Origin of the sequence: Bacillus sp. TH25 (genome assembly GCF_016650935.1) — a bacterium.
GTDB lineage: Bacteria > Bacillota > Bacilli > Bacillales > Bacillaceae_G > Bacillus_A > Bacillus_A mycoides.
On sequence record NZ_JAEKEU010000039.1, the window covers coordinates 1,144,102 to 1,165,108 of the forward strand.

32 protein-coding genes and 2 pseudogenes are annotated in these 21,007 nt (G+C 34.7%); 27 read left to right on the top strand and 7 right to left on the bottom strand.

What is annotated here, in order from left to right; genetic code table 11:
• Positions 1–11: 11 nt before the first annotated feature.
• Complete coding sequence (glnR, locus tag JFT89_RS29810) at positions 12–401, top strand: transcriptional repressor GlnR (RefSeq protein WP_002014475.1); 390 nt, start codon at positions 12–14, stop codon at positions 399–401.
• Positions 402–449: 48 nt separating this feature from the next.
• Entirely contained in the window at positions 450–1,784 is a 1,335-nt protein-coding gene (gene glnA, locus JFT89_RS29815; protein ID WP_002014472.1) for a type I glutamate--ammonia ligase, read from the top strand.
• Between the two features lie 114 nt (positions 1,785–1,898).
• Here the strand turns inward: glnA and JFT89_RS29820 are convergent, their stop codons facing one another.
• Genes JFT89_RS29820 through JFT89_RS29835 form a run of 4 tightly spaced genes read right to left on the bottom strand, consistent with a single transcriptional unit; the run spans position 1,899 to position 4,149 of the window.
• Positions 1,899–3,044, bottom strand: a complete 1,146-nt coding sequence (locus JFT89_RS29820; RefSeq protein ID WP_201040980.1) for a tyrosine-type recombinase/integrase — start codon at positions 3,042–3,044, stop codon at positions 1,899–1,901.
• Positions 3,045–3,085: 41 nt separating this feature from the next.
• Positions 3,086–3,253, bottom strand: coding sequence for a hypothetical protein (locus JFT89_RS29825; RefSeq protein WP_197219421.1), 168 nt, complete (start codon positions 3,251–3,253; stop codon positions 3,086–3,088).
• Positions 3,254–3,269: 16 nt separating this feature from the next.
• Positions 3,270–3,698 (bottom strand): ImmA/IrrE family metallo-endopeptidase, encoded by a 429-nt coding sequence (locus JFT89_RS29830; RefSeq protein ID WP_098204355.1) that lies wholly within the window; start codon positions 3,696–3,698, stop codon positions 3,270–3,272.
• Between the two features lie 22 nt (positions 3,699–3,720).
• Positions 3,721–4,149, bottom strand: coding sequence for a helix-turn-helix domain-containing protein (locus tag JFT89_RS29835; protein ID WP_201040982.1), 429 nt, complete (start codon positions 4,147–4,149; stop codon positions 3,721–3,723).
• Between the two features lie 167 nt (positions 4,150–4,316).
• Between JFT89_RS29835 and JFT89_RS29840 the strand changes: the two genes are divergently transcribed.
• The 15 genes from JFT89_RS29840 (at position 4,317) to JFT89_RS29910 (ending at position 11,101) form a co-directional block, all read left to right on the top strand.
• Complete coding sequence (locus tag JFT89_RS29840) at positions 4,317–4,550, top strand: helix-turn-helix domain-containing protein (RefSeq protein ID WP_242488435.1); 234 nt, start codon at positions 4,317–4,319, stop codon at positions 4,548–4,550.
• On the top strand, positions 4,535–5,236 hold the full coding sequence (locus tag JFT89_RS29845) for a Rha family transcriptional regulator (protein ID WP_201040986.1): 702 nt from the start codon (positions 4,535–4,537) through the stop codon (positions 5,234–5,236). Before JFT89_RS29840 ends, JFT89_RS29845 begins: the two co-directional genes overlap by 16 nt.
• 19 nt (positions 5,237–5,255) lie before the next feature.
• Positions 5,256–5,522, top strand: a complete 267-nt coding sequence (locus tag JFT89_RS29850) for a hypothetical protein (protein WP_000483547.1) — start codon at positions 5,256–5,258, stop codon at positions 5,520–5,522.
• Between the two features lie 150 nt (positions 5,523–5,672).
• Positions 5,673–5,990: a hypothetical protein gene (locus tag JFT89_RS29855; protein WP_201040988.1), complete on the top strand. Its 318-nt coding sequence runs from the start codon at positions 5,673–5,675 to the stop codon at positions 5,988–5,990.
• Positions 5,991–6,060: 70 nt separating this feature from the next.
• Positions 6,061–6,225 (top strand): hypothetical protein, encoded by a 165-nt coding sequence (locus JFT89_RS30425; RefSeq protein ID WP_242488433.1) that lies wholly within the window; start codon positions 6,061–6,063, stop codon positions 6,223–6,225.
• 14 nt (positions 6,226–6,239) lie between these two features.
• On the top strand, positions 6,240–6,722 hold the full coding sequence (locus JFT89_RS29865; protein ID WP_201040993.1) for a siphovirus Gp157 family protein: 483 nt from the start codon (positions 6,240–6,242) through the stop codon (positions 6,720–6,722).
• Complete coding sequence (locus JFT89_RS29870; RefSeq protein ID WP_201040995.1) at positions 6,719–7,390, top strand: DUF1071 domain-containing protein; 672 nt, start codon at positions 6,719–6,721, stop codon at positions 7,388–7,390. Before JFT89_RS29865 ends, JFT89_RS29870 begins: the two co-directional genes overlap by 4 nt.
• A 13-nt stretch (positions 7,391–7,403) precedes the next feature.
• Positions 7,404–7,676, top strand: a complete 273-nt coding sequence (locus tag JFT89_RS29875) for a hypothetical protein (RefSeq protein ID WP_201040997.1) — start codon at positions 7,404–7,406, stop codon at positions 7,674–7,676.
• Positions 7,673–8,437 (top strand): conserved phage C-terminal domain-containing protein, encoded by a 765-nt coding sequence (locus JFT89_RS29880; protein WP_201040998.1) that lies wholly within the window; start codon positions 7,673–7,675, stop codon positions 8,435–8,437. Before JFT89_RS29875 ends, JFT89_RS29880 begins: the two co-directional genes overlap by 4 nt.
• On the top strand, positions 8,373–9,203 hold the full coding sequence (locus tag JFT89_RS29885; RefSeq protein WP_201041000.1) for an ATP-binding protein: 831 nt from the start codon (positions 8,373–8,375) through the stop codon (positions 9,201–9,203). The genes JFT89_RS29880 and JFT89_RS29885 overlap by 65 nt, the downstream gene beginning before the upstream one ends.
• Positions 9,204–9,220: 17 nt before the next feature.
• The gene (locus JFT89_RS29890; protein WP_016091289.1) at positions 9,221–9,391 is read left to right on the top strand and encodes a hypothetical protein; all 171 of its coding nucleotides are present in this window, start codon (positions 9,221–9,223) and stop codon (positions 9,389–9,391) included.
• Entirely contained in the window at positions 9,388–10,017 is a 630-nt protein-coding gene (locus JFT89_RS29895) for a hypothetical protein (RefSeq protein ID WP_201041002.1), read from the top strand. Before JFT89_RS29890 ends, JFT89_RS29895 begins: the two co-directional genes overlap by 4 nt.
• 2 nt (positions 10,018–10,019) lie before the next feature.
• The gene (gene fbpA / locus JFT89_RS29900) at positions 10,020–10,142 is read left to right on the top strand and encodes a Fur-regulated basic protein FbpA (RefSeq protein WP_080118618.1); all 123 of its coding nucleotides are present in this window, start codon (positions 10,020–10,022) and stop codon (positions 10,140–10,142) included.
• Positions 10,143–10,236: 94 nt separating this feature from the next.
• Positions 10,237–10,809: a dUTP diphosphatase gene (locus JFT89_RS29905; RefSeq protein ID WP_201041004.1), complete on the top strand. Its 573-nt coding sequence runs from the start codon at positions 10,237–10,239 to the stop codon at positions 10,807–10,809.
• A gap of 37 nt (positions 10,810–10,846) precedes the next feature.
• Complete coding sequence (locus JFT89_RS29910) at positions 10,847–11,101, top strand: hypothetical protein (RefSeq protein WP_201041006.1); 255 nt, start codon at positions 10,847–10,849, stop codon at positions 11,099–11,101.
• 275 nt (positions 11,102–11,376) lie between these two features.
• Here JFT89_RS29910 and JFT89_RS29915 read toward each other — a convergent pair whose 3' ends face one another.
• Positions 11,377–12,528, bottom strand: a complete 1,152-nt coding sequence (locus JFT89_RS29915) for a BclA C-terminal domain-containing protein (protein WP_201041008.1) — start codon at positions 12,526–12,528, stop codon at positions 11,377–11,379.
• A gap of 243 nt (positions 12,529–12,771) precedes the next feature.
• On the opposite strand from JFT89_RS29915, the gene JFT89_RS29920 reads away from it, so the two are divergent.
• The 3 genes from JFT89_RS29920 to JFT89_RS29930 all read left to right on the top strand — a co-directional run bounded on the left by JFT89_RS29920 (position 12,772) and on the right by JFT89_RS29930 (position 14,147).
• Positions 12,772–12,957, top strand: coding sequence for a hypothetical protein (locus JFT89_RS29920; RefSeq protein ID WP_201041035.1), 186 nt, complete (start codon positions 12,772–12,774; stop codon positions 12,955–12,957).
• A gap of 18 nt (positions 12,958–12,975) precedes the next feature.
• A complete protein-coding gene (locus JFT89_RS29925) occupies positions 12,976–13,731 on the top strand; it encodes a DNA cytosine methyltransferase (RefSeq protein ID WP_201041010.1) in 756 nt (251 codons plus the stop codon).
• 269 nt (positions 13,732–14,000) lie between these two features.
• A complete protein-coding gene (locus tag JFT89_RS29930) occupies positions 14,001–14,147 on the top strand; it encodes a hypothetical protein (protein ID WP_002191402.1) in 147 nt (48 codons plus the stop codon).
• Positions 14,148–14,278: 131 nt separating this feature from the next.
• On the opposite strand, the gene JFT89_RS29935 is transcribed toward JFT89_RS29930, so the two are convergent.
• Positions 14,279–14,494: a spore germination protein gene (locus JFT89_RS29935; RefSeq protein ID WP_002066656.1), complete on the bottom strand. Its 216-nt coding sequence runs from the start codon at positions 14,492–14,494 to the stop codon at positions 14,279–14,281.
• Positions 14,495–14,636: 142 nt separating this feature from the next.
• On the opposite strand from JFT89_RS29935, the gene JFT89_RS29940 reads away from it, so the two are divergent.
• On the top strand, positions 14,637–14,924 hold the full coding sequence (locus JFT89_RS29940) for a hypothetical protein (RefSeq protein WP_201041012.1): 288 nt from the start codon (positions 14,637–14,639) through the stop codon (positions 14,922–14,924).
• 4 nt (positions 14,925–14,928) lie between these two features.
• Entirely contained in the window at positions 14,929–15,315 is a 387-nt protein-coding gene (locus tag JFT89_RS29945) for an ArpU family phage packaging/lysis transcriptional regulator (protein WP_201041014.1), read from the top strand.
• A gap of 65 nt (positions 15,316–15,380) precedes the next feature.
• On the opposite strand, the gene JFT89_RS29950 is transcribed toward JFT89_RS29945, so the two are convergent.
• The gene (locus JFT89_RS29950) at positions 15,381–15,668 is read right to left on the bottom strand and encodes a hypothetical protein (RefSeq protein ID WP_201041016.1); all 288 of its coding nucleotides are present in this window, start codon (positions 15,666–15,668) and stop codon (positions 15,381–15,383) included.
• Positions 15,669–15,823: 155 nt separating this feature from the next.
• Here JFT89_RS29950 and JFT89_RS29960 point away from each other — a divergent pair.
• From JFT89_RS29960 to JFT89_RS30045, 5 genes and pseudogenes are all read left to right on the top strand, one after another.
• Positions 15,824–17,716: pseudogene (locus tag JFT89_RS29960) on the top strand (AAA family ATPase); the annotation flags it as partial.
• Between the two features lie 581 nt (positions 17,717–18,297).
• Positions 18,298–18,801 carry a sigma-70 family RNA polymerase sigma factor gene (locus tag JFT89_RS29965; RefSeq protein WP_201041020.1) on the top strand — a complete coding sequence of 168 codons (504 nt, stop codon included), beginning with the start codon at positions 18,298–18,300 and terminating at the stop codon, positions 18,799–18,801.
• An 89-nt stretch (positions 18,802–18,890) separates the two neighbouring features.
• On the top strand, positions 18,891–19,316 hold the full coding sequence (locus tag JFT89_RS29970; protein WP_201041022.1) for an AAA family ATPase: 426 nt from the start codon (positions 18,891–18,893) through the stop codon (positions 19,314–19,316).
• Positions 19,317–19,441: 125 nt separating this feature from the next.
• A complete protein-coding gene (locus JFT89_RS29975) occupies positions 19,442–20,845 on the top strand; it encodes an AAA family ATPase (protein ID WP_201041024.1) in 1,404 nt (467 codons plus the stop codon).
• Positions 20,826–21,007 (top strand): annotated as a pseudogene (locus JFT89_RS30045) (hypothetical protein); the annotation flags it as partial. The gene JFT89_RS29975 and the pseudogene JFT89_RS30045, both read left to right, overlap by 20 nt.

Consider the following 21,007-nt stretch of genomic DNA (forward strand, 5'->3'; position numbering starts at 1 on the left):
GAACTGAAACAATGAAAGAAGATAGACGTTCTGCTCCGCTGTTTCCAATTGGTATTGTAATGGATTTAACACAATTATCTGCACGTCAAATTCGCTACTATGAAGAGCATAATCTTATTTTTCCAACCCGTACAAAAGGGAATCGTAGATTATTTTCATTTAACGATGTAGATAAATTGTTGGAAATTAAAGATTTGTTAGATCAAGGCTTAAATATGGCCGGAATTAAACAAGTATTGCAAATGAAAGAAAATCAAACAGAAGCAGTGAAAGTAAAAGAAGAAACGAAAGAAATTTCAAAATCCGAGCTTCGCAAAATTCTTCGAGATGAACTACAACATACAGGTAGATTTAATCGGACCTCATTGCGACAAGGTGACATTTCAAGGTTTTTTCACTAAAGATAACTGATTCTGAAGGTGTTTAGAGGGACTAAGGAGGAATTTATAATGGCTAGGTACACAAAAGAAGATATTTTCCGTTTGGCGAAAGAAGAGAATGTAAAGTATATCCGTCTGCAATTTACGGACCTTTTAGGGGTAATTAAAAACGTAGAAATTCCAGTGAGCCAATTAACAAAAGCTCTTGATAACAAAATGATGTTTGATGGATCTTCTATTGAAGGTTTCGTACGTATTGAAGAATCTGATATGTATTTATATCCGGATTTAGATACTTGGGTAATTTTCCCTTGGACAGCTGAAAAAGGTAAAGTAGCTCGTTTAATCTGTGATATTTACAATGCTGATGGTACTCCATTTGATGGCGACCCACGTAACAACTTAAAGCGTGTGTTAAAAGAAATGGAAGCATTAGGATTCTCAGATTTCAATCTTGGACCAGAGCCAGAATTCTTCCTATTTAAAGTTGATGAAAAAGGAAATCCAACATTAGAATTAAACGATAACGGTGGATACTTCGACCTTGCGCCGATGGATCTAGGGGAAAACTGTCGTCGTGATATCGTTCTTGAACTTGAAGAAATGGGCTTTGAAATTGAAGCATCTCACCATGAGGTTGCGCCAGGTCAACATGAAATTGACTTTAAATATGCAAATGCAATTCGCTCATGTGATGACATTCAAACATTCAAGCTTGTTGTAAGAACGATTGCTCGTAAACATGGTTTACACGCAACATTTATGCCGAAACCATTATACGGTGTGAACGGTTCAGGTATGCACTGTAACTTATCACTATTTAAAAATGGTGAGAACGTATTCTTCGATCAAAACGGTGATTTACAATTAAGTGATGATGCTCGTCACTTCATCGCAGGTATTTTAAAACATGCGCCAGCATTTACAGCGGTAGCAAACCCAACTGTAAACTCTTACAAGCGTTTAGTACCTGGATATGAAGCTCCATGTTACGTAGCATGGTCTGCACAAAACCGTAGTCCATTAGTGCGTATCCCTGCATCTCGTGGTATTAGCACACGCGTAGAAGTACGTAGTGTTGACCCAGCTGCAAACCCGTATTTAGTAATGGCTACATTATTAGCAGCAGGTCTTGATGGAATTAAAAACAAATTAACTCCACCAGCTGCAGTAGACCGTAACATCTACGTAATGACAAAAGAAGAGCGTGAAGAAGCAGGTATCGTTGACTTACCAGCAACATTAGCGCAAGCGTTAGTTACTTTACAATCTAATGAAATCGTATGTGGCGCATTAGGTGATCATTTACTTGAGCACTTCATTGAAGCAAAAGAAATTGAGTGGGATATTTTCCGCACACAAGTTCACCAATGGGAACGCGATCAATATATGTCTCTATACTAAGAGACTCAAACCCTTGACACACAACGTGTTGAGGGTTTTTTTATTTTGTGGGTAAAACACTTTTATTTGAAAGAAGAGTAATTCACCCACAAAACACCCACAAAAAAATCAAACTTACCCCAATACATTATTCATATAAGCTTCAAACCCCGAAATGGAATCTTTATTAATTTTATCGCTGATATGAGAGTAAACGTTAGCAGTGATTTCAATACTCTTATGTCCTAATCGATCTTGAATGTATTTCATACTTGCACCAGACTCTAATAAAAGAACCGCGTGGGTGTGTCGTAATGAATGTATTTCTAGTCTAGGTAAATTCGCTTTCTTTAGTATGCGTGAGAATGCATTGAACAATGTTGATTTCGGTAAGAACTTTCCATCGACTCTTGAAAAGACCAAATCTAATTCATGTTCATATGCATCTTGTAAAACAAGCTTATTAGCATTTTGCCACTTTTTATGTTCGAGTAGCTCATCAACTAATGATTTAGGAATCATGATATTACGTTTAGAAGTAAATGTTTTTGTATCTCCGAATAATTCTTCTTTTGTTTTAGCTGTAAAATCTAATGTTTTAGAAATAGTTATGGTATGCTCTTTTAAATTTATATCTTTCCATTGTAATGCAGCAGCTTCACCTTTACGCATACCAGTATTCAGAAGCGCTTTGAAAAAGATGTAATAAATATAGTTGTATTGATAAGAAGTCTTTAAGAAAAGGGGGATGTCTTCACTTCGCATATATTTTAGCCCTTCTCTTTCTTTATTGTTCTTATTTGAAATAACTACTTCTTCACAAGGGTTGCTCTCGATTTTTTTTAAGCTAACAGCTTTTTTCATAGCATTGTTCATTGTACCGTGAATAATTTGGACTGTTCGTTTACTGTACCCCTGATCAGTTAGGGAGTTAATAAATTTTTGATACATCATTGGTTTTAGTTCTTTTAGGTTCATGTTTTGAAAGTAGGGGATGAGATGCTTTTCGATGTTACGTTCATGCAAGATAAAAGTGTTTTTCCTTACATTGTCTTGCTTAAATAATTTTAACCAGTCTCTAAGGTAATGTTTTAACGAAGTAGGAATAATCTCAACTTCTAAACCGTTTAATAATTTTTTCTCTTCTTCAGCAGCCGCAAGCTGTGCTTCTTTTTTCGTCTTGAATCCACGTTTTGATTTTTCTTTGTATTTTTGAGTATAAGGGTCTTTAAATCTTACTCGGAATTCCCAAACATCTCCGAATTTTCTGAAGCTAGCCATTATATTATTCCCTCTTTCCTTATAATTTTAAAGTGGCTAGATTAATCATCTAACCACTTTACGGGAGTCTCTTTATAACCCGAAACTTCAAATTTTATTTCACCATCAACTGTATAAATTTTTTCAACTATAGGTATCTTTGTGATTTCTTCTGATTTAACGATGGATTTTTTTCGTTTTTCTCGTTCAGCGGTTAAATCAATAATCAAAATGTCTCACCTCCTTTTAGTAAGGCTTATAAAATTCTAACAGTTCAACCGGAATATTATTTTTGTATGCTATACATGCTTTTGTATCACCAGGTTGAATGGTCTTTTTATCAATTAACAAAAGCGCAGCAAACGTGTTTGCTTCTATCTCTAATTTATCAACTGAAAAGAATGTGTTCTTACGCAGAAAAGGTGTGTTTGCATGAGTATGTAGGATTGCATGTCCTAATTCATGCGCACAAACAGTTCTTTGCATGGATGGAGACAAATGATTATTAATAACAATGAAACGATTTCTTTTTTCATATTTATAAAATCCGTTTATTTCTTCATGTAAATCCCAGGTTAGTACATTTATCTTTAAACAATCTGCAAGCTCATAGGGGTTATTCGTGTTGTATTTTGTGCAAAGTTGTTGGACTAGATCTCTTATGACGAATTTCAATGTTTTCCCTCCTAAGCTCGCATCAGTTATCGTCGGTATTACGATATTTCTTAGGCACGTATTTTTTATTGATTACTTTAGTTTGTTTCACGATGTAATCCATTGCATCTAATAAGGACTCAACGGCTTCTTCGCTCATAGGCTCACCAGAGAACATTAATCCGTCCTCACCTTGAAGATCTCTTTTTATTTCTTCCATTCTTTTTGCTATGTCTTTTTCATCTTTTGAAGTAAGGTTACTTGTTTGAGTAGCTCCATCTTCAGTGAGTAATAAATTAATATCAATATCTAAAGCGGAAGCGATTGTTCTTAATGTGTCTAAACTAGGATTGTATCTTCCACTTTCGAGATCACCTAAATACGAGCGTGAAATATTAGCTTTTTCTGCTAATGCTTTTTGCGTCATTTTTTTTTCTTTTCTGTATTTTTTTATGTTTATTGATACGTTCATAAGGCATGGTTCCCTCCTAAAATGTCGGTATTATCGACCTTTATAAAGAGTTTAATGCAAAAATGACGGAAAAACAATGAAAAACCTATTTACAATATGACGGAAATACCGTACAATTAGTTTTGTAAGGCGGTGATTAATTGATGGAACATCATGAAACACTGGGGATGATAGTCAAAAAAAGTCGTCAAAATAAAAAGTTGCGACAAATTGAAGTATCAAAATCAGCTTCTATATCTAGGAATTACCTTTCCGATATCGAGAATGACAGGTATACCCCTAGTTTGAAAACTTTTATAAGGTTAGCTTCTGTTTTGGAGCTAGACCTTAATTTATTGACACGAATGACGGAAATACAAGTTAAACATCATGAGGAGGAATCGGAATGTACGATCAGCTAGCTGTAGTAGACGAGAAGCTTTCATTAAGAGTTATAAATCAGAGTGGCAAATTGTTAGTTGATAGTAGAGAAGTCGCAAATATGATAGGTAAACGTCACACGGATTTATTAAGAAGTATTGAAAATTATATAAAAATTTTAGAAAACGCAAAAATGCGTTCTCAGAATTTTTTTGTTGAGGACAATTATACAACTGAAGGTAATAACAAGTCTTACAAAAAATACCTCTTAACTCGTAAAGGGTGTGACTTGGTAGCAAATAAATTAACCGGTGAAAAGGGAATACTTTTTACTGCTACATATGTTATGCAATTTGAAGAAATGGAGAAGCGGATACAAGGGGAGCAAGAAATGCTAGGGAACACGTACAGTCAAATCAAACTGCTAGCAACAGGAACACTTGATTTAAATAACAGAGTTACATCCTTAGAAGAAAAAATTGAAACGCAATTAACTATTGATTACGGTCAGCAACGTATTCTGGAAAAAAGTAAAGCCAAAAGAATCTACTTCTTATGGGAGAACGGACATGTAGATAGAGAAGTACATGATTCTACTCGCAAACTATTCGGGTTACTGGGACGTAATTTGAAAGATGCATTCAATGTGAATAGTTATCGGGACATTTTGAAGAAGGATTTTGAGGAAGCTTTGAACTTTATAAACGGCTGGAGACCAATGGTTTAAAAATAAGGAGGGAATAACCATGTTCAATGTTCAAATAGACGAAAATGTTGTGAAGGAATTATGCGTGGAAGAAATTCAAAAGAAGGTTAAAGAGTACGACGCTGAGTTAGCGTTTTGGGATACTAAGGAGCTTAAAAAACGTGTATGTATGTCGTGGAATACAATTCAGGATCAGTTCTTCTTTGACCCGCGGTTCCCGAAATTCAAAGTGGGTAAGAAATGGTATTTTCCAGCAAAACAAGTGCAAGCATTTTTAGTTGAATGGGCAGAAGAAAGGATGGATTAATGATGTTTACAATTGATTACAACAATGTAAAAGTATCTGATTATCTTAGACTACTAGTCCATTATAAATTACCAAATAAAAAGCAACGTCGGTTAATTGAGAATAGGTTTGTATGTCTAAATGCTCTTTTTAAAAAGGCTGGTGAATCTAGTGGGAATTGAAAATTTAGTGTTACCCGAAGATGCTGAGTTAGCGAAATCATTACGTAATAAGAAGGAGAACTACATAAAGAATCAATTTTTGTTATCTCGCATTGCAACTAAGAAAAATGTAGAGGGTAAAACCAAAGAATTCTATGAGACTTGTAAAGAGTATGAGGTATGTGGAGAAAAGGCCAAAGAGTGTGATAAGCAATTAAAGGAATTGATATTTAAAAAGAAAGAAAATGATAGAGTTCAGCTTGTTGTAGAGCGTATGCGAGAGATTGGAATTAAAGAGGATGTTATTCAAAAGGCTTTATGCAAATAAAAAGAAACCCATTGCAGTGGGTTCCATTAAAAAACAAAATCGAAATCAGTATATCACGTGGGGTGATTACATGGAAGAGTCAACAGAAAATCAATTATTAAAAAAGCAGGTTGAAACGGCTGTAAGTAGCTTGAAACTTATATCTGCACAGGAAGTAGATAACTGTAGAAAGTTAGATATAGATTATGTGATTACCATATTAACTAATAAACCGTATGGCAGTATGCCGTTCTAGGAGGCTATAAAAATATGAAACTGTATGAACTAACAAGTAATTTCAATCAATTACAGCAAATAATTGAAGACGGGGCAGATCCAGAAGTAATTAACGATACACTTCAATCAATTAGTGAAGCAATTGAAGATAAGGTACAAGGTGCAGCGTTATTGATTCGTAATATTGAAGCGCAAGTTGAAGTGATTAAGGGAGAAGAGAATCGCTTGGCTGAGCGTCGTAGGTCTTTAGAGAACAGCTGTAAAAATATTAAGGATTATTTATATCATCAGATGGTTGCTGTGGATAAAAGACGTATTAAAGGTGCATTGATAACAGTAGGTATTCAAAAGAATCCAGCAAGTTTAGATATTGCAGAGGATGCAGTTATTCCACCGGAATATATGATTCCACAAAATCCAAAAGTAGATAAAAAAGCATTGTTAGTGGCGATTAAGAATGGCATGAAGTGGGATGGTATTTCATTAAAACAAGGTGAGAGTGTGAGAATACGATGAGTGAAACTAAAAATTACTTTGCGGAATTAGCATCTATTGACGTTAGTAAGCATGTAGAGAAGAAGGGGCGTTTCAGTTATCTGAGTTGGTCATGGGCTGTAGACCAACTCTTGAAAAAACATCCTGATGCTACATGGCAAATTGTTAGGTTCGATGGATTACCTTATATGAAGACAGAAGTAGGGTACTTTGTTGAAGTTGAAGTAACGGTAAATAACATCACACGTTCACAAATTCATCCGGTATTGGATAACTATAATAAGCCAATTGCAAAACCTACGTCATTTCAAATAAACACGTCGATTCAAAGGTGTCTAGCAAAAGCTATAGCACTACATGGCTTAGGTTTATATATCTACTCGGGTGAAGATATTCCACAAGATGATGAACCAAAACAAGCAGCTAAGCAGCTAGATAACGTTCCAGAACAGGAGCAAGCTAGACAAGCAGAAGTTGCAAATGAGCAAAGAATAAAAGCTATTCATGTGCAAATTAGAGAGTTATCAGAAGTGTATAACATGCCATTTGAAGAAACCAAAAACACTGTAAAACAGTCGTTAGGAATTCAATCTTTCAAAGGAATGACAGTACAACAAGCATCCCAGTTACAAAAAACAATAACATCGTGGTTAAACGAAGCGAAAGAAAAGCAACAGCAAGCACAATAGGTGGGTGACTGAAATGAAAACGGTAGTAAGAGATGGATCAATGCCACTAGCTTTGAATAGAAGTTTAGGCACTCGATATTTACGTGATAAAAGGTTATCTGAATTACTCAAACGTTGTCGTCGTTTAGAGAATGAAGGATTTGATTATCTATTTCCTATTCGAAGGGTGTTAGAAACAATTAAACATAGAAATGATGAAAATCCTCATCTATTTAGAGGTTGCGTTGTGATGGATCGTGACCGTGGATTCTACTATGAGGTTGTTATGAGGAAGGTGAAGGGATGAGTAATTTATTAATTCATGAAGAACCATTACTTGTTCTTCCAGGACTGGCAACGAAAATTGGATTGAATGAAGCTATATTTTTACAACAGATACACTATTGGCTAAGGCGTTCCAAGCATTCTTATGATGGAAGACCGTGGATTTATAACAGTATTCCAAAATGGCAAGAACAGTTTCCCTTTTGGGGAGAATCAACCATTAAAAGGACCATTAAAAACCTTGAAAATATCAATGTATTGGTTATCGGGAACTATAACAAGAAAAAGTTTGATAAAACGAAATGGTACTCAATAGATTATACATTTCTCCGTCAGTTAGAATCGACCGACGATGAGGTCAATTTGACCCCACGAACAGGTCAAGTTGACCCGATGGAAGAGGTCAATTTGAACCGACCAATACCAGAGAATACACAGAGAGTAACAACAGAGACTACAGCAAAAGAATATATAGTCGAGATAGTAAACTATCTCAACGACGTTTGTGGTAGTAGTTATCGCTCAACATCTAAGAAAACACAGTCATTAATTAAAACTAGATTAATAGAAGGATTCACTGTGGATAACTTCAAAGCAGTGATTGATATAAAGGCTAGAGAATGGCTAAGGACGGAACAAGCAAAGTATCTAAGACCAGAAACGTTGTTCGGCACAAAGTTTGAAAGCTATTTACAACAAGGAAAGGTGGAAGGAAAACATGGCTCTAATAAAGGTAACAGATATAGCAAAGACCCTTTCGAAGAAGATGATCTTCCTTTCTGATACATGTGAGGTTTGTAAAAAAGAACGTAAACGTACTGTTAGATTCATGAAGATAAATGGTGAAGTAGTTTGCCCAGTATGTAAGTTGGCAGAAGACAATCAAAAGCTAGAAGCTGAAATGAATGTATTCCGAGATGAGAAGGAACAGAGAAAACGTAAAAGTATGTTTTACGATAAGAGTTTGATTAAAGATGAAACAATTAAACTTGCTAGATTCTCAACTTTTAAATCTGATTGTGAAGAGGATGAAAAGAATTACACCTTAGCAAAACGAGCACTTGAGGATTATTTAAATGATGTGAGGTTTAATTTAATTCTAGTTGGAAAAGTAGGTGCTGGTAAAAGTCATCTTGCCTATGCGATTGCTCATGAAATGAATGAGAATAGCGCAGGAACGGTTCTTTATGTTTCTGTATCAGAACTATTTGACTATATACGTTCTACGTTCAATGGTCAATCTGAGGAGTCTGAGCATAGCATTGTTAATTTACTAATTAGTGCAGATTTATTAGTTATTGATGACTTAGGTGCGGAACTAGGTGACATGGATGCTGCTGATCCAAAGGCGACTGCATTCGTGAATCGTGTACTGTTCAAAGTATTTGATGGAAGACAAGGGAAAAAAACAATCGTTACAACAAACCTAACAGGTGAAGCTGTTATGAAAGCTTACGATGAGCGCATTACATCTCGTATGTTCAACACATACAGGCATATTGAGTTTAAGTATACAAGGGATAAACGAAAAAGAAAGTTACCTTTTTAAAAGGGGGACCAACTGATATGACTATTACTGTAATTCGTCCTAATGTCCATATTTCAAGCGTTAGTAGTTGGGGAATGGTATTTACACCATCTCCGACAAACAACGCTGAATGGACATGTGAGGACTATAAAAATACAACGGGAAAACGGATTGAAGAAATGTTAAAGAAAGCGAAGGGGAAAGAATGAAAACATATACAGGGTTTGAAGCAATTGAAAGAATGAAAACGAATTGGATTAAAGAAAAGAATGATTTTTTTGCACACACATTAAAAAAAGGTAAGCATGAGGTTTTGGGAATTAGCAGTCAGCGTATTGTACCATCTGCAATCGGTATGAATTTCTTTTTTGAAAACGAGTTTGTAGATTATGAAAAGCCATTGAATTTAGAGTGCGGTGAAATGTTTGTTATAGAAAGTTTAAGTGATAAATGGTATGGGATTTTAAAAGAAGAAACACAAGAAAAGTATTATTTAATAATAGGGTTAAAAGTCGGTGACTATCATTTTTATGAAAATGGATGTTTCTTCAAAAAACATCAAGAGAGCACATTTCGAAAAGCAACTGATGAAGAGTTAGAAGAATTTGAGCGTTTCATGATGTTTTATAAGAAGGATCGTAAAATGGACGAGTTTAAATTAGGTGACATTTGTGAACGAGAAGATGTCCTATATAAAGTAGTTGTTCAGACTGAGGATAACAAATTTGAGGGTGTTTTAGGGTGTGTAGCAATTAATGAAAAAGATACTCCAGTAAAATACTTTCCAGTAAAAGGTATGGAATTACAATTTTGTGTCGAGGACATGGTGGGGTAATTTTGCATCAACACATCATAGATCAACTGATTGATAGAGGTATTTATAAATCCAAGGACGGGCTTCGAGATTTGTTCGAATGCTCGTTTGAGGAGTTAGTGGAAATGTTGGAGGGAGAAGGGTGAGCTTTAAAAAGGAAATGGCAATCATTTTAGTCAGCTGGATTTTAATCAGTGTGACTATATTCTTACTAAAATACAAACTTGGAGTGAACTTATAATGATTCAGTTACACACAATTACACCCGAAGAGAAGAAACAAAACTTTGATATTACGGAACTATTTGAAATGCAAAAAGAATTGGATAAACGAATTGGATATAAAGGAAATGACAAAATGGATATGTTGTTTCGTGCATTACTGGTGGAGATCAGTGAAGCATGGAATGAAACTCGAGCATTTAAGATGTGGAGTACAGGATTTGGAGTTCCTAAGAATGGTCTATTAGAAGAGTTAATTGATGGTCTTCATTTTCTCATGAATATTGTGATTGAATTAGATAAATGTACATGGAGACATGAACTCATTTCAACGTTCAGTATGCAATCAATTATGAGAAAAGATACGAGCAATGTAAATATGCTGTTCGAATGGTATATGCAAGATGTGTTGACTGCAAAAAGGGCATGGTGTCAGTACAGAGATTTAACTACAACGATGGGGCATTTGAGAAGAGCGTTTGGCATTTTCTTTCGTATTTGCTATTTGTATGGATTTACTTATGAGGATGTTATTGATTCATATAAGGAGAAGAATGCGGAAAACTTTGAGAGACAGGATAGCGGATATTAATCAAATTTGAATTTTATTAAGAAATGGGGAATGAGAAATGGCTATTGAAGCACATAAATGTAACGTTAAAGGGTGTAATGGTCTTGTAGTTTTCGAAAATGCTGATTTTGATTTACAAAATCCCGACACAATTAAAGGAGTTTATGCACTTGATAATCCTACTTGTAACGTTTGCGGAAAAGAATTTTTAGTAGTACCTAGCTATTCTGTCATTGATCTTGATGAAGAAACACAAGAATTTGAGGGAATTGAATCAGCTTGTATTACTGAATGGCAGAATCAAAAATTTTAACCAAAGCGTTATTTGGTAAACAACTTTCATAAATAAAAAAATCGTGTATCAATACTTTTTGTACACGATCCATTAAAAATTATGTCTTGTACATTTAGTCTATGTTTGTCTTATACAAAAGGTGAAATGTGTGAATAAAAACTTCAATTTATCGTAGAAACACTTATCAAAACTAATGTATATATTTAATGAACAAGAAGCCCCTTCAAATTATTTATTGAAGAAGCTTCCAAAAGTGAATTATTAACTATTTTTGAGAATAGTTTTATTTAAAATTAATCTAATTTTTCAATTACAATCGAAGCATTTATATTTGTTTGTGTTCCACCTGCTAAAGTCTGCAAAGTAACTGCAGCAGCGGAAGTATGATTATTAAGGGTGAGAATATCACCTGCGGCTAAAGTGAGAACTGTTTGCCCATTGTTTTGTTGAGTACCTGCACCTGATCCATAAACGGAGTTGGTAACGGGAGCCCCATTTAAAAAGAGGGCAAATTGATTAGGCTCAACTCCTGATACAGAAAAAGAAATTTTATAATCTCCTGCATTAAGAACCATTAATTGAGAAGTTCCCAGCGTATGAGTAAAACCAGATGTCATTCTACCATGTGAATTAAAAAGAATAGGTGCTTCTAAGGCAACAACTTGAGCTGCTGTATTGAAAACATAAGCATAATGAGATAACCCAGATACTGTAAGTCCGGTAGGTCCAGTAGCTCCAACAATTCCTGATAATCCGGTAGGTCCAGTAGGCCCAGTAGGCCCAGTAGCTCCAATAATTCCTGATAATCCAGTAGGTCCAGTAGGCCCTGGAGGTCCACCAGAAGGTCCGGTTGCTCCAGTTATTCCAGAAGGTCCAGTAGGTCCTGGAGGTCCAGTAGCTCCAATAATTCCTGATAATCCAGTAGGTCCAGTAGGCCCTGGAGGTCCACCAGAAGGTCCAGTAGCTCCAGTTATTCCAGTAGGTCCAGTAGGTCCAGTAGGCCCTGGAGGTCCACCAGAAGGTCCAGTAGCTCCAGTTATTCCAGTAGGTCCAGTAGGCCCTGGAGGTCCACCAGAAGGTCCTGTTGCTCCAGTTATTCCGGTAGGTCCAGTAGGCCCTGGAGGTCCACCAGAAGGTCCTGTTGCTCCAGTTATTCCGGTAGGTCCAGTAGGCCCAGTAGGCCCTGGAGGTCCACCAGAAGGTCCAGTAGCTCCAGTTATTCCGGTAGGTCCAGTAGGTCCTGGAGGTCCACCAGAAGGTCCTGTTGCTCCGGTTATTCCGGTTGGTCCAGTAGGTCCTGGAGGTCCACCAGAAGGTCCTGTTGCTCCGGTTATTCCGGTTGGCCCAGTAAATCCTGTCGCTCCAGTTATTCCAGTAGGCCCTATTTGAGGCAAAGGAAAGGCACATGGAAAGGGTATGTGACAATTATTTTTAAATTTACTCATTTTTACACCTCCCTTATAAATTAACTACCAATTTATATTTATACTTTAACAACTTATGAGTAAACAGACACACGGGTGTAAGGAAAAAACCTATAAAAATTACATAAAAGGTTTTAAGAGCAAGCCTCTATTTCACATTCCATACCAAAAAGAGCACCATATATAAGTGCTCTTCGGACCAAAACTCTTAATGTAAAAGAGTACGTGATACCATATGTAATTTTTTCATGAGGCGTGAAGGATTTGAACAAAAACGCTATTTTAATAGAAAAGGCGGTCGGAGAAATGAAAGTTGTTGTAACAATGAATTCGTTTGGTGTTACTACGTCAGAAGAAATTGAAATAAACGATCCGGAAAAGGTAGATAGAGAAGTTGAACAGTACGTTAGAGAACAAATTTCTTATGATTACGAAATTGTAGAAGAGTAAACAAAAGGAGACCGGGAAATGAAAATGTTAGATCTATGTTCGGGAATTGCAGGAATAAGCATGGCTGCGGATTGGGCTGGGATTGAAACAGCAGCCTTTTGTGAAATAGAAGGGTTCAATCAGAAGGTACTTAGAAAGAACTATCCTAACATTCCTATTTTCCCGGATTTATATAAACTTACGAAACAATCATTAATAGAGGGAGGTGTTGACGTTGATTCAATTGGAGTTATTTCCGCAGGATATCCCTGTCAGGGAGAAAGTCTTGTTGGTAAGCGAAGGGGTGCAGAAGACGAAAGATGGTTATGGCCAGAAGTCTTCCGACTCATTAGAGAACTCAGACCCACTTGGTTTATTGGAGAAAATGTTGCTGGACACGTCACAATGGGCTTGGACACCGTTTTCTCCGACTTGGAAGGAGAAAACTACTCGACAAGGACATTCGTATTACCGGCTGTCAGTGTCGGCGCGCCACATCAAAGATACCGGACATTTATTGTTGGCCACTCCAACGACCAGTCAAAATTACAAGCCGATCCGAGAGTTGTGCCCTTCAGAAGCAAACGGCAGCCACGGAAAAACATTACCGGGATCAATCGGGGAACACTTTCCAGAACATATTGGGAAGAAAATAAACCCACAGTTTGTGGAATGGATGATGGGACTGCCACAAGATTGGACGAAGATAGATTGAGATTCTTAGGCAATGCAGTAGTACCTCAACAAATCTATCCAATATTTGAATCGATAGCAAAGATTGAAGGTTTATTATAAAAATTTCATTTTGTAGAAACAAAAACCCTAGTTTCCTAGGGTAATGGTATAACAGCTCAATATATTTTATTCTTTTATATCGTAACGTAATATTACGTTGAAAACATCAGGTAAATTTAACCAAATGTAGAAAAAGAGCAGCTAGCAAAAGCTACCTGCTTAATACAGAGAAGAGAAGAGAAGAACTACAGGGACAGTTAAATGAGTTCTGGCTTATCGCCTGTGTATAGTATTTGCGAATTATTAAATTTTATTCAGGAGGAATGGATTTGAAAAGATATCGCGTTGAATTTACTGAAACTAAATCTTATGAAGCATTTGTGGAAGCACCTGATCTAGATAAAGCAATTGATAAAGTACGTAATGGTCTTGTGGAGGATGAAGAACTAATTGAAAAAGATGTACTTACAGAATAAGAGCAGCTAGCAAAAGCTAACTGCTCAGTCTTGAAGAAGATTTAAATGGTTACAGTACATTAAAGATGGGTTATCTATAGTATGGACGGGATATTGAGTTTTATTCAGGGGGGAGAAGGAAGTGAATAAATTTAAGCTGTCCCAACTTGATTTTGGTCTGCAACATCAGCATCAAATGTGTTTGTTGCACTAACACCGCTAAAGGTATTGACAACAAAACCAACATTTGATGCCCCTGAACCATTATAAGATTTTGTATTCTCTTTTGGAGAAACGTTATAAAAATCGCCTAAGTTGAAAGAACCAGCACTATTTTGTACGACAAGGTTTGCTACAACTGATGGCATAGTATTCACCTGCTTTCCTAGAAAGTATTTAAATTAGCATATGGTGTATTTGTCTAGAGGTTCATTTGGATCTAAGAATTCGAAGTTATGGCTTATGAAGATTTTAATAAAATAATCCTTTTAAAGAAATGGAGATTTATAAATGGGAAAAAGTCAAAGAGATAAAGGAATGAGACGTGAAAGAGAATTTGCTAGTTTGATAGGCGGTGCTCGTGTACCGCTCTCAGGAGCGATGGACGGGTATTCAAATGATGTGAAAGGTTTAGGTCTTGAGTGGGAAGTAAAAGCGAGGAAAGAAGGGTTCAAGACGTTATACAACTGGTTAGAGGATGAACGTGAACAGCCAGATGCATTAGCGATAAAAGCGGATAGAAAACCGTGGTTGGTAGTTATGCCGTTGAATACATTTTTGAAAATGGTGAAGGAGTGAGAGTATGTTGGATATTGCCCTACCTGTTCTTAACAAAGAGCAGACAAAGAAGAATGTGCTTCAAGCTTTGAAAAAGTATCATCTATTTTTATCAAGTGTAGATGAAAGTGATATAAATTGTGTTCAAAATAATAAGGTGATCAGCATGAGTAAAACAGCTTTAGAACGAATCAACTATATTCAAGAAATAAGAAAAGGCGTAGAGAAATTGAATGCATGGGATAAGCAGCTAATTGAATTAGCTTATCTAGGGAAAGAGAAACCTAGCTGGGTAAAGATGTGTAGGATATTGAATATGTCTCAACCAGATTATTATAGGAAGAGGAATAAGGCATTGTGTGAGCTGGCTTATAAGTTGGGAATTGAGGTAGAGGGAAAGGATAGTAAATGATACGAAAAAATATTTTAAGGACATGAAGAGTAACCCTCTGTATAAAAGGAGGGTTATTTTTCATATTAAATAAAAAGTCCCTGTAATCGTACACTTTCATAAAAAGCTATTCTAATAAGGTCATTTGCTGAGCAGATTGCAGGGGCGCTAGAACTACAACAAACTGGGCAAGGTGCACCATTATTATATGATAAATGATTAATATCTGAAGTAGGTTGACCATCAGAAAGAAAGCGCCAGGAAAGATCATATTTTCTAATGCTTATAATATAAATTACTTCATTGTTTGTCCTCTTATGTTTACTGATGATTTCTAATGCGCCAGTGCTTAATTCATCAAAATCAAAATCCAAATTGTTTATCTCCTTCCGTAAAAAATATAAATTCTAAATAATTATACGATAAATGTTTGAAGTTAAAAACATATTTCCGTAATAAGGGATTCTACTAAATATTTAAAGTATATGTTACAATTTCGTTGGAATTATCATCCATATTTTTGAGTGGGGTGGAAGGAAATGAAATTAACTACTATTAAGTTAGAAAACTTTCGTTCCTATCATGGGGAAGTTGTTATTGATATTAGTAATTTTACAACTTTAATTGGTAGAAATGATGCAGGCAAATCTACAATTTTAGAAGCTTTAGAAATTTTTTTAATGCTGAAATTGTAAAACCAGATACGAATGATGTTTGTAAATTTTCTGGGGGAACTAGCTTTTCAATCACATGTTGTTTTAGTGATTTACCATCAAGTATTATAATTGATGATTCAGTTCCCACATCATTTAACAGAGAATATCTATTGAATAGTAATGGAGAGTTAGAAATTAAAAAAGTATATAATTGCTCAGCTGTAAGAATTATACCTAAAGTATTTTTAAATACAGTAGTTCCTGATATTCAGGAAATGCATGAATTGGTTACTTTTAATAATTTATCTTTAAAAGCGATAGCTAGAAAACAAGATATTAATGAAAGTCTTTATACGAAAACATCGAATGTCTCTTTAAGAGACGCTATTCGAATGCATTTGCGTGATAAAAATCCTGATGTTGGAGATAGGGAATATTTATTAGAGATAAGTGGTACTAACAAAAATTTAAAAGAAATACATACGAAGATTGGGAAACTCTTACCGCACTATGCACTTTTTCAAGCTGATCGTCCAAGTAGGGATGAAGACAGTGAGGTTCAAAATCCCTTAAAGCTTGCAATTAAAAGTGCTATAGACCAAGTTGCTCCTGAATTAGAACGAATTAGAGAAAAAGTCCAAGATGAAGTATTGGACGTTGCAAATCATACCTTAAGGAAATTGGAGGAAATGGACCCGAAATTAGCTCAACAATTAATTCCTCAACCTAAAAAAGAACCGGAATGGCATAAGATATTTAACTTTACGTTAGATGGGGATAATGAAATTCCAATTAATAAAAGAGGAAGTGGCGTTAGACGGTTGATACTATTGAATTTCTTTCGTGCTCAAGCTGAACGTGATTCCCAAGAAAAAGATATTATATTAGCTGTGGAAGAACCAGAAACCGCTCAACATCCAAATAATCAAAGGAAGTTAGTAGAAACTTTAATGTCATTATCAGGCGAACAAAATTATCAAGTGTTAATTACAACGCATGTTCCTGCAATTGCAGAGATGCTTCCTGTGGATTCATTAAGATATATAACGGAAGAAAATAAAGAAAGTAAACGAATTACAAATTCTAATGATGAAGTTTACTTACAAATAGCTGAGCAACTTGGTATATTGCCAGATAAAAGAGCAAGTGTATTTTTGTGTGTAGAGGGTAAAAATGACGTTTCATTTTTAAAACATATAAGTAGGGTACTATATTCTGAAGGAGAAATAGGTTTTCAACTAGATGAAAACAGTGAGATTGTTATTTTTCCAGTAGGAGGGTGTTCAAGTCTAAAACAGTTTGTTTTTGAGCATTATTTAAAAGAATTTAATTTACCGTATATATATATAATGGATAAAGATGATAAAGAAGCAGATCATAAAGATTTTAGGCAAATTCGCGAAAAACTCTCGGGTTTGAATAATAATTCTGAGCTATTTGTTACTGAAAGAAGGGAAATGGAGAATTATTTATGTCCTGAGCTAATAAAAAGGTTTGTTTTTGATAAATATAGATTTGCAGAAGAAGTTTCTTTTGAATTGAATATAAGGCAGGAGACAAATGTTCCTAAAATAATTCAAGAGTTTTTAAAGGGTAATGAGCATTTGCTAGGATCTGCAAATGCTCCAAGAGAGGAGACAATAAAAGGCTGGTTAAATGGTACGATAGCTACACGTATGACAGTCGATAAGCTAAAAGACTTAAATGTATATGAAGAAATCAAAAGGTGGTTTGATAAGATGGAAGAGTTATCTCGTGTCAGAGTATAACTAACAACACTGAAAAACTTTCATGAAATATGTTATTTATGCGATGAAATCTTGCTGAATTTTAAACAATAAACTGATAAAAATATGATAAGAAACCTTATAATTATCATTGTAATATAAAAGTGTCATAAGAACTGCCACGGAAATGGTACTGTATGTTGTTTCTTGATTTATCTAAATTTCTCGGGCTAGGGCAATTAATTATAGTTTACTCACGAATAAACGTAAGTAAGGGTCCGACCAACGGGGGAGAGGGTTACACCTCTCTTTGAGCCGAGGATGTTCCTTCCGAATGTCCAATTGCTAATCATACTTTCCTCGGTTCAAAGAGGCGTGGGGCACCTCAACACTTTATTTCTCTCTTGAACTTTACCAAACTAATTAGAAGCATCAGCTACACTTACAGATTTGTGTCTATGAGGAACGGTTTTCCGTTTCTCTGACTGTATAAGTGGAATTCACTTGTGTAGTGAGAGAAGCGTAGAAATTAAATATGAAAGTAATAAAAGAACACTGTTATGTAGAGAAGTACAGTCTATATACGGTGTTCTTTTTTGTTTATAAGGAGGGGATAGGTTATGCAGGATTTGATTAAGCAATATAACACGACTTTAAGACAATTGAGGGAAGCACAGAAGGATGCTAAAGAGGAAGATGTAAAGATTCTCACTGATATGATAAGTGACATTACTTATTCCTTAGAATGGATGAAAAAAGCGAGAAGACCGGGAAATCGCAGAGGGGTTGAAAGGTTAGCTGCATATCAGAGGGAAAGAGCGTGTGATCCATTACTGATGCAAAGATATTTTCGTAGCATGGATGATAATTTATATGAGTGGGACAATCATCAGCAAGAACATGCAATTGGTGAGTGGGATAAGATTAGATTAGAGGATGCTTTATCATTGTTAACGGAACGGGAGAAAGAAGTATATTTAATGTCTAGAGGATATTGTTTAACATACAGAGAGATTGCTAGATACCTAAGCATTACATGTAGTACAGTACAATCTATGATAGATCGTGCTGAAAAGAAGATAGCAAGACAGATAAATGAGAGCCTCTTCTGCAATTGCGGATGAGGCTTTTTTATATAAGCAAATAAAAAATATCTATTATTTTTATTTACTTATATAATTATAGTGATAGAACTGACAGGAAGGGGATTAATTTGGAATTAGCGTACATATGGATTAAAGATTTTAGAGAAGGTTTAATAAATGAACAGGGATTTAATTTTGATAATCAATATAGATATCAGTGTAAAATAAGGAACGAAAATGAATATGGAATTTATGTGAAAGAAAATTTGAATTATATCGAAGACTTTTTTAATAGGGTATTAGAATCTAAGGAGCCGAATGCTAACATCCAAAATGTTACAGCTATTGTTGGTCAAAATGGTGCTGGGAAATCTAGTATACTGGAGTTTATTAAGGATAAGATTAGAGAAAAAGAGACTGCCTCTGATAAAATAGTTGGAAATAGAGATATGGAAAATGCAGAAGAGTATATATGCATTTTTAGAGAATGTATAGATGATGAAAAAAATATTATATATCTCATTCAGCAAAGTTTAAAGTTAATATTATTTTAGATGATAATATTAATTTTAATTTTGAATATACACCTCAGAAAGAATTTCGAGAAAATCTAACTAATACAAATCTAATTTATTTTTCTAATGTTTTTGATTGTAAAGATGAATATTCAAGTAATAAATTGTTAAATATTTCTACAAATTATTTAGCTGCTACTCCTTATAAAAAAGTTCAAAGTATAGTGGCTGAAGGCACTAATTATAAGTTTGGGGAAATGAAAAGGCAAATTCAGTTTGTTTATGGGATGACCGGCACATATAATCAATTGCCGTTACCGTTTATTTTACCTAATCAAGTGGATATATTCACAACTAGAGGAGCTATAGTTCCTTTGGAGGATATGTCACAACACTCAGAATTACATGGTTATCTCTATTCACAATTAGGTAACTTTAAGAGAAATAAGGATTTTAAGATGTTTAATATTAAGGGAAGAGGTGAATACAAGGTAAATCGGTTTGCGGGGGTAATAATTGGGCATATACTTTATGAGATAGAAAGAAGTGAATTCCGACATAAGCTTATAGATATTCACTTTGATTTTAATGATAATAAATTAAATAACAATTATAGAAATAAATATTTTGAATTAATTAGAGGGATTTTAGAGCTTGCGAGAATAATTAGTGAGAAGGATGAAGAGTTGATTGTCTTTTCTGATATGTTAAAGGCGTTGGCTTCGCTAATGATACAATACTACAAATATGATTTTAATAAAGTATCTCCTTATTATGGTAGAATGATTCTTGATTTAACCTATAATACAAATGGAATAGACAAAGAAAGTCTTAAAAGATTTATATATAATTATGAAAAAGCATGTATCAATCATGAATTCCTTAAATTTTCATGGAGAAGTATGAGTAGCGGAGAAATGGCTTTATTAAATATATATGCACGTTTTTATTTTTTGCTTAGCTTAAAAGATATACAAGAAAATCCTGAAAATGACCTAATAATTCTGATTGATGAGGGAGAGGTTTATCTGCATCCTCATTGGCAAAGTCAAATTATTAATAGTTTAATAGATTATTTTTCTATAATTTTTAAAAATAAAGCTGGATTAAAGCAAAGGAATATCCAAATAATACTTACTTCAAATTCCCCATTTGTGGTATCAGATTTACCAAGTATGAACATTATTTTTTTGAAAAAGGAAGGGGATAAAACAGTAGTAGTAGATGGATTAGAAGATTATCATCAAACTTTTGCTGCAAATATCCATTCATTATTATCGCATTCTTTCTTTATGGAGGATGGTGTGACCGGCACTTTTGCTAAGAGAAAGATAAATGAAATTATAGATTTACTTGTAAATAAAGATATTAATACAATTTTACAAAATGAAAAGAAAATCGAAAAGACGATAAACTTGATTGGAGAACCATTAATTCGTAATAAACTGTCACAGATGCTGAGTGATAAATTGTCTATTAGAATGATGAGTGTTGAACGTGAAATTAAAGATTTAAAGGCACGTTTGGAAGAATTGGAGAGATGGAAAGGTGATAAAAATAAAGCGTGACAATTTGCATCCTCTAGCTAGAAGGCACTATGAAGAGTATTTTAAGAAAAAAGGTTTTTTAGAAAAGTTAGAGCAAATTGTAGAAGTAGAAGAAAACCTTACATGGAGAAAATTTTTTATTACTATAAGAAATCAAATTGAAAACATTATCATGGGTAATCC

Bases quoted from the DNA above. Each gene is read 5' to 3' on its own strand.
- glnR (WP_002014475.1), top strand. From the start codon at position 12: ATGAAAGAAGATAGACGTTCTGCTCCGCTGTTTCCAATTGGTATTGTA.
- glnA (WP_002014472.1), top strand. From the start codon at position 450: ATGGCTAGGTACACAAAAGAAGATATTTTCCGTTTGGCGAAAGAAGAG.
- JFT89_RS29820 (WP_201040980.1), bottom strand. From the start codon at position 3,044: ATGGCTAGCTTCAGAAAATTCGGAGATGTTTGGGAATTCCGAGTAAGA.
- JFT89_RS29835 (WP_201040982.1), bottom strand. From the start codon at position 4,149: ATGAACGTATCAATAAACATAAAAAAATACAGAAAAGAAAAAAAAATG.
- JFT89_RS29840 (WP_242488435.1), top strand. From the start codon at position 4,317: ATGATAGTCAAAAAAAGTCGTCAAAATAAAAAGTTGCGACAAATTGAA.
- JFT89_RS29845 (WP_201040986.1), top strand. From the start codon at position 4,535: ATGTACGATCAGCTAGCTGTAGTAGACGAGAAGCTTTCATTAAGAGTT.
- JFT89_RS29850 (WP_000483547.1), top strand. From the start codon at position 5,256: ATGTTCAATGTTCAAATAGACGAAAATGTTGTGAAGGAATTATGCGTG.
- JFT89_RS30425 (WP_242488433.1), top strand. From the start codon at position 6,061: ATGGAAGAGTCAACAGAAAATCAATTATTAAAAAAGCAGGTTGAAACG.
- JFT89_RS29865 (WP_201040993.1), top strand. From the start codon at position 6,240: ATGAAACTGTATGAACTAACAAGTAATTTCAATCAATTACAGCAAATA.
- JFT89_RS29870 (WP_201040995.1), top strand. From the start codon at position 6,719: ATGAGTGAAACTAAAAATTACTTTGCGGAATTAGCATCTATTGACGTT.
- JFT89_RS29875 (WP_201040997.1), top strand. From the start codon at position 7,404: ATGAAAACGGTAGTAAGAGATGGATCAATGCCACTAGCTTTGAATAGA.
- JFT89_RS29880 (WP_201040998.1), top strand. From the start codon at position 7,673: ATGAGTAATTTATTAATTCATGAAGAACCATTACTTGTTCTTCCAGGA.
- JFT89_RS29885 (WP_201041000.1), top strand. From the start codon at position 8,373: ATGGCTCTAATAAAGGTAACAGATATAGCAAAGACCCTTTCGAAGAAG.
- JFT89_RS29890 (WP_016091289.1), top strand. From the start codon at position 9,221: ATGACTATTACTGTAATTCGTCCTAATGTCCATATTTCAAGCGTTAGT.
- JFT89_RS29895 (WP_201041002.1), top strand. From the start codon at position 9,388: ATGAAAACATATACAGGGTTTGAAGCAATTGAAAGAATGAAAACGAAT.
- JFT89_RS29905 (WP_201041004.1), top strand. From the start codon at position 10,237: ATGATTCAGTTACACACAATTACACCCGAAGAGAAGAAACAAAACTTT.
- JFT89_RS29910 (WP_201041006.1), top strand. From the start codon at position 10,847: ATGGCTATTGAAGCACATAAATGTAACGTTAAAGGGTGTAATGGTCTT.
- JFT89_RS29915 (WP_201041008.1), bottom strand. From the start codon at position 12,528: ATGAGTAAATTTAAAAATAATTGTCACATACCCTTTCCATGTGCCTTT.
- JFT89_RS29925 (WP_201041010.1), top strand. From the start codon at position 12,976: ATGAAAATGTTAGATCTATGTTCGGGAATTGCAGGAATAAGCATGGCT.
- JFT89_RS29935 (WP_002066656.1), bottom strand. From the start codon at position 14,494: ATGCCATCAGTTGTAGCAAACCTTGTCGTACAAAATAGTGCTGGTTCT.
- JFT89_RS29940 (WP_201041012.1), top strand. From the start codon at position 14,637: ATGGGAAAAAGTCAAAGAGATAAAGGAATGAGACGTGAAAGAGAATTT.
- JFT89_RS29945 (WP_201041014.1), top strand. From the start codon at position 14,929: ATGTTGGATATTGCCCTACCTGTTCTTAACAAAGAGCAGACAAAGAAG.
- JFT89_RS29965 (WP_201041020.1), top strand. From the start codon at position 18,298: ATGCAGGATTTGATTAAGCAATATAACACGACTTTAAGACAATTGAGG.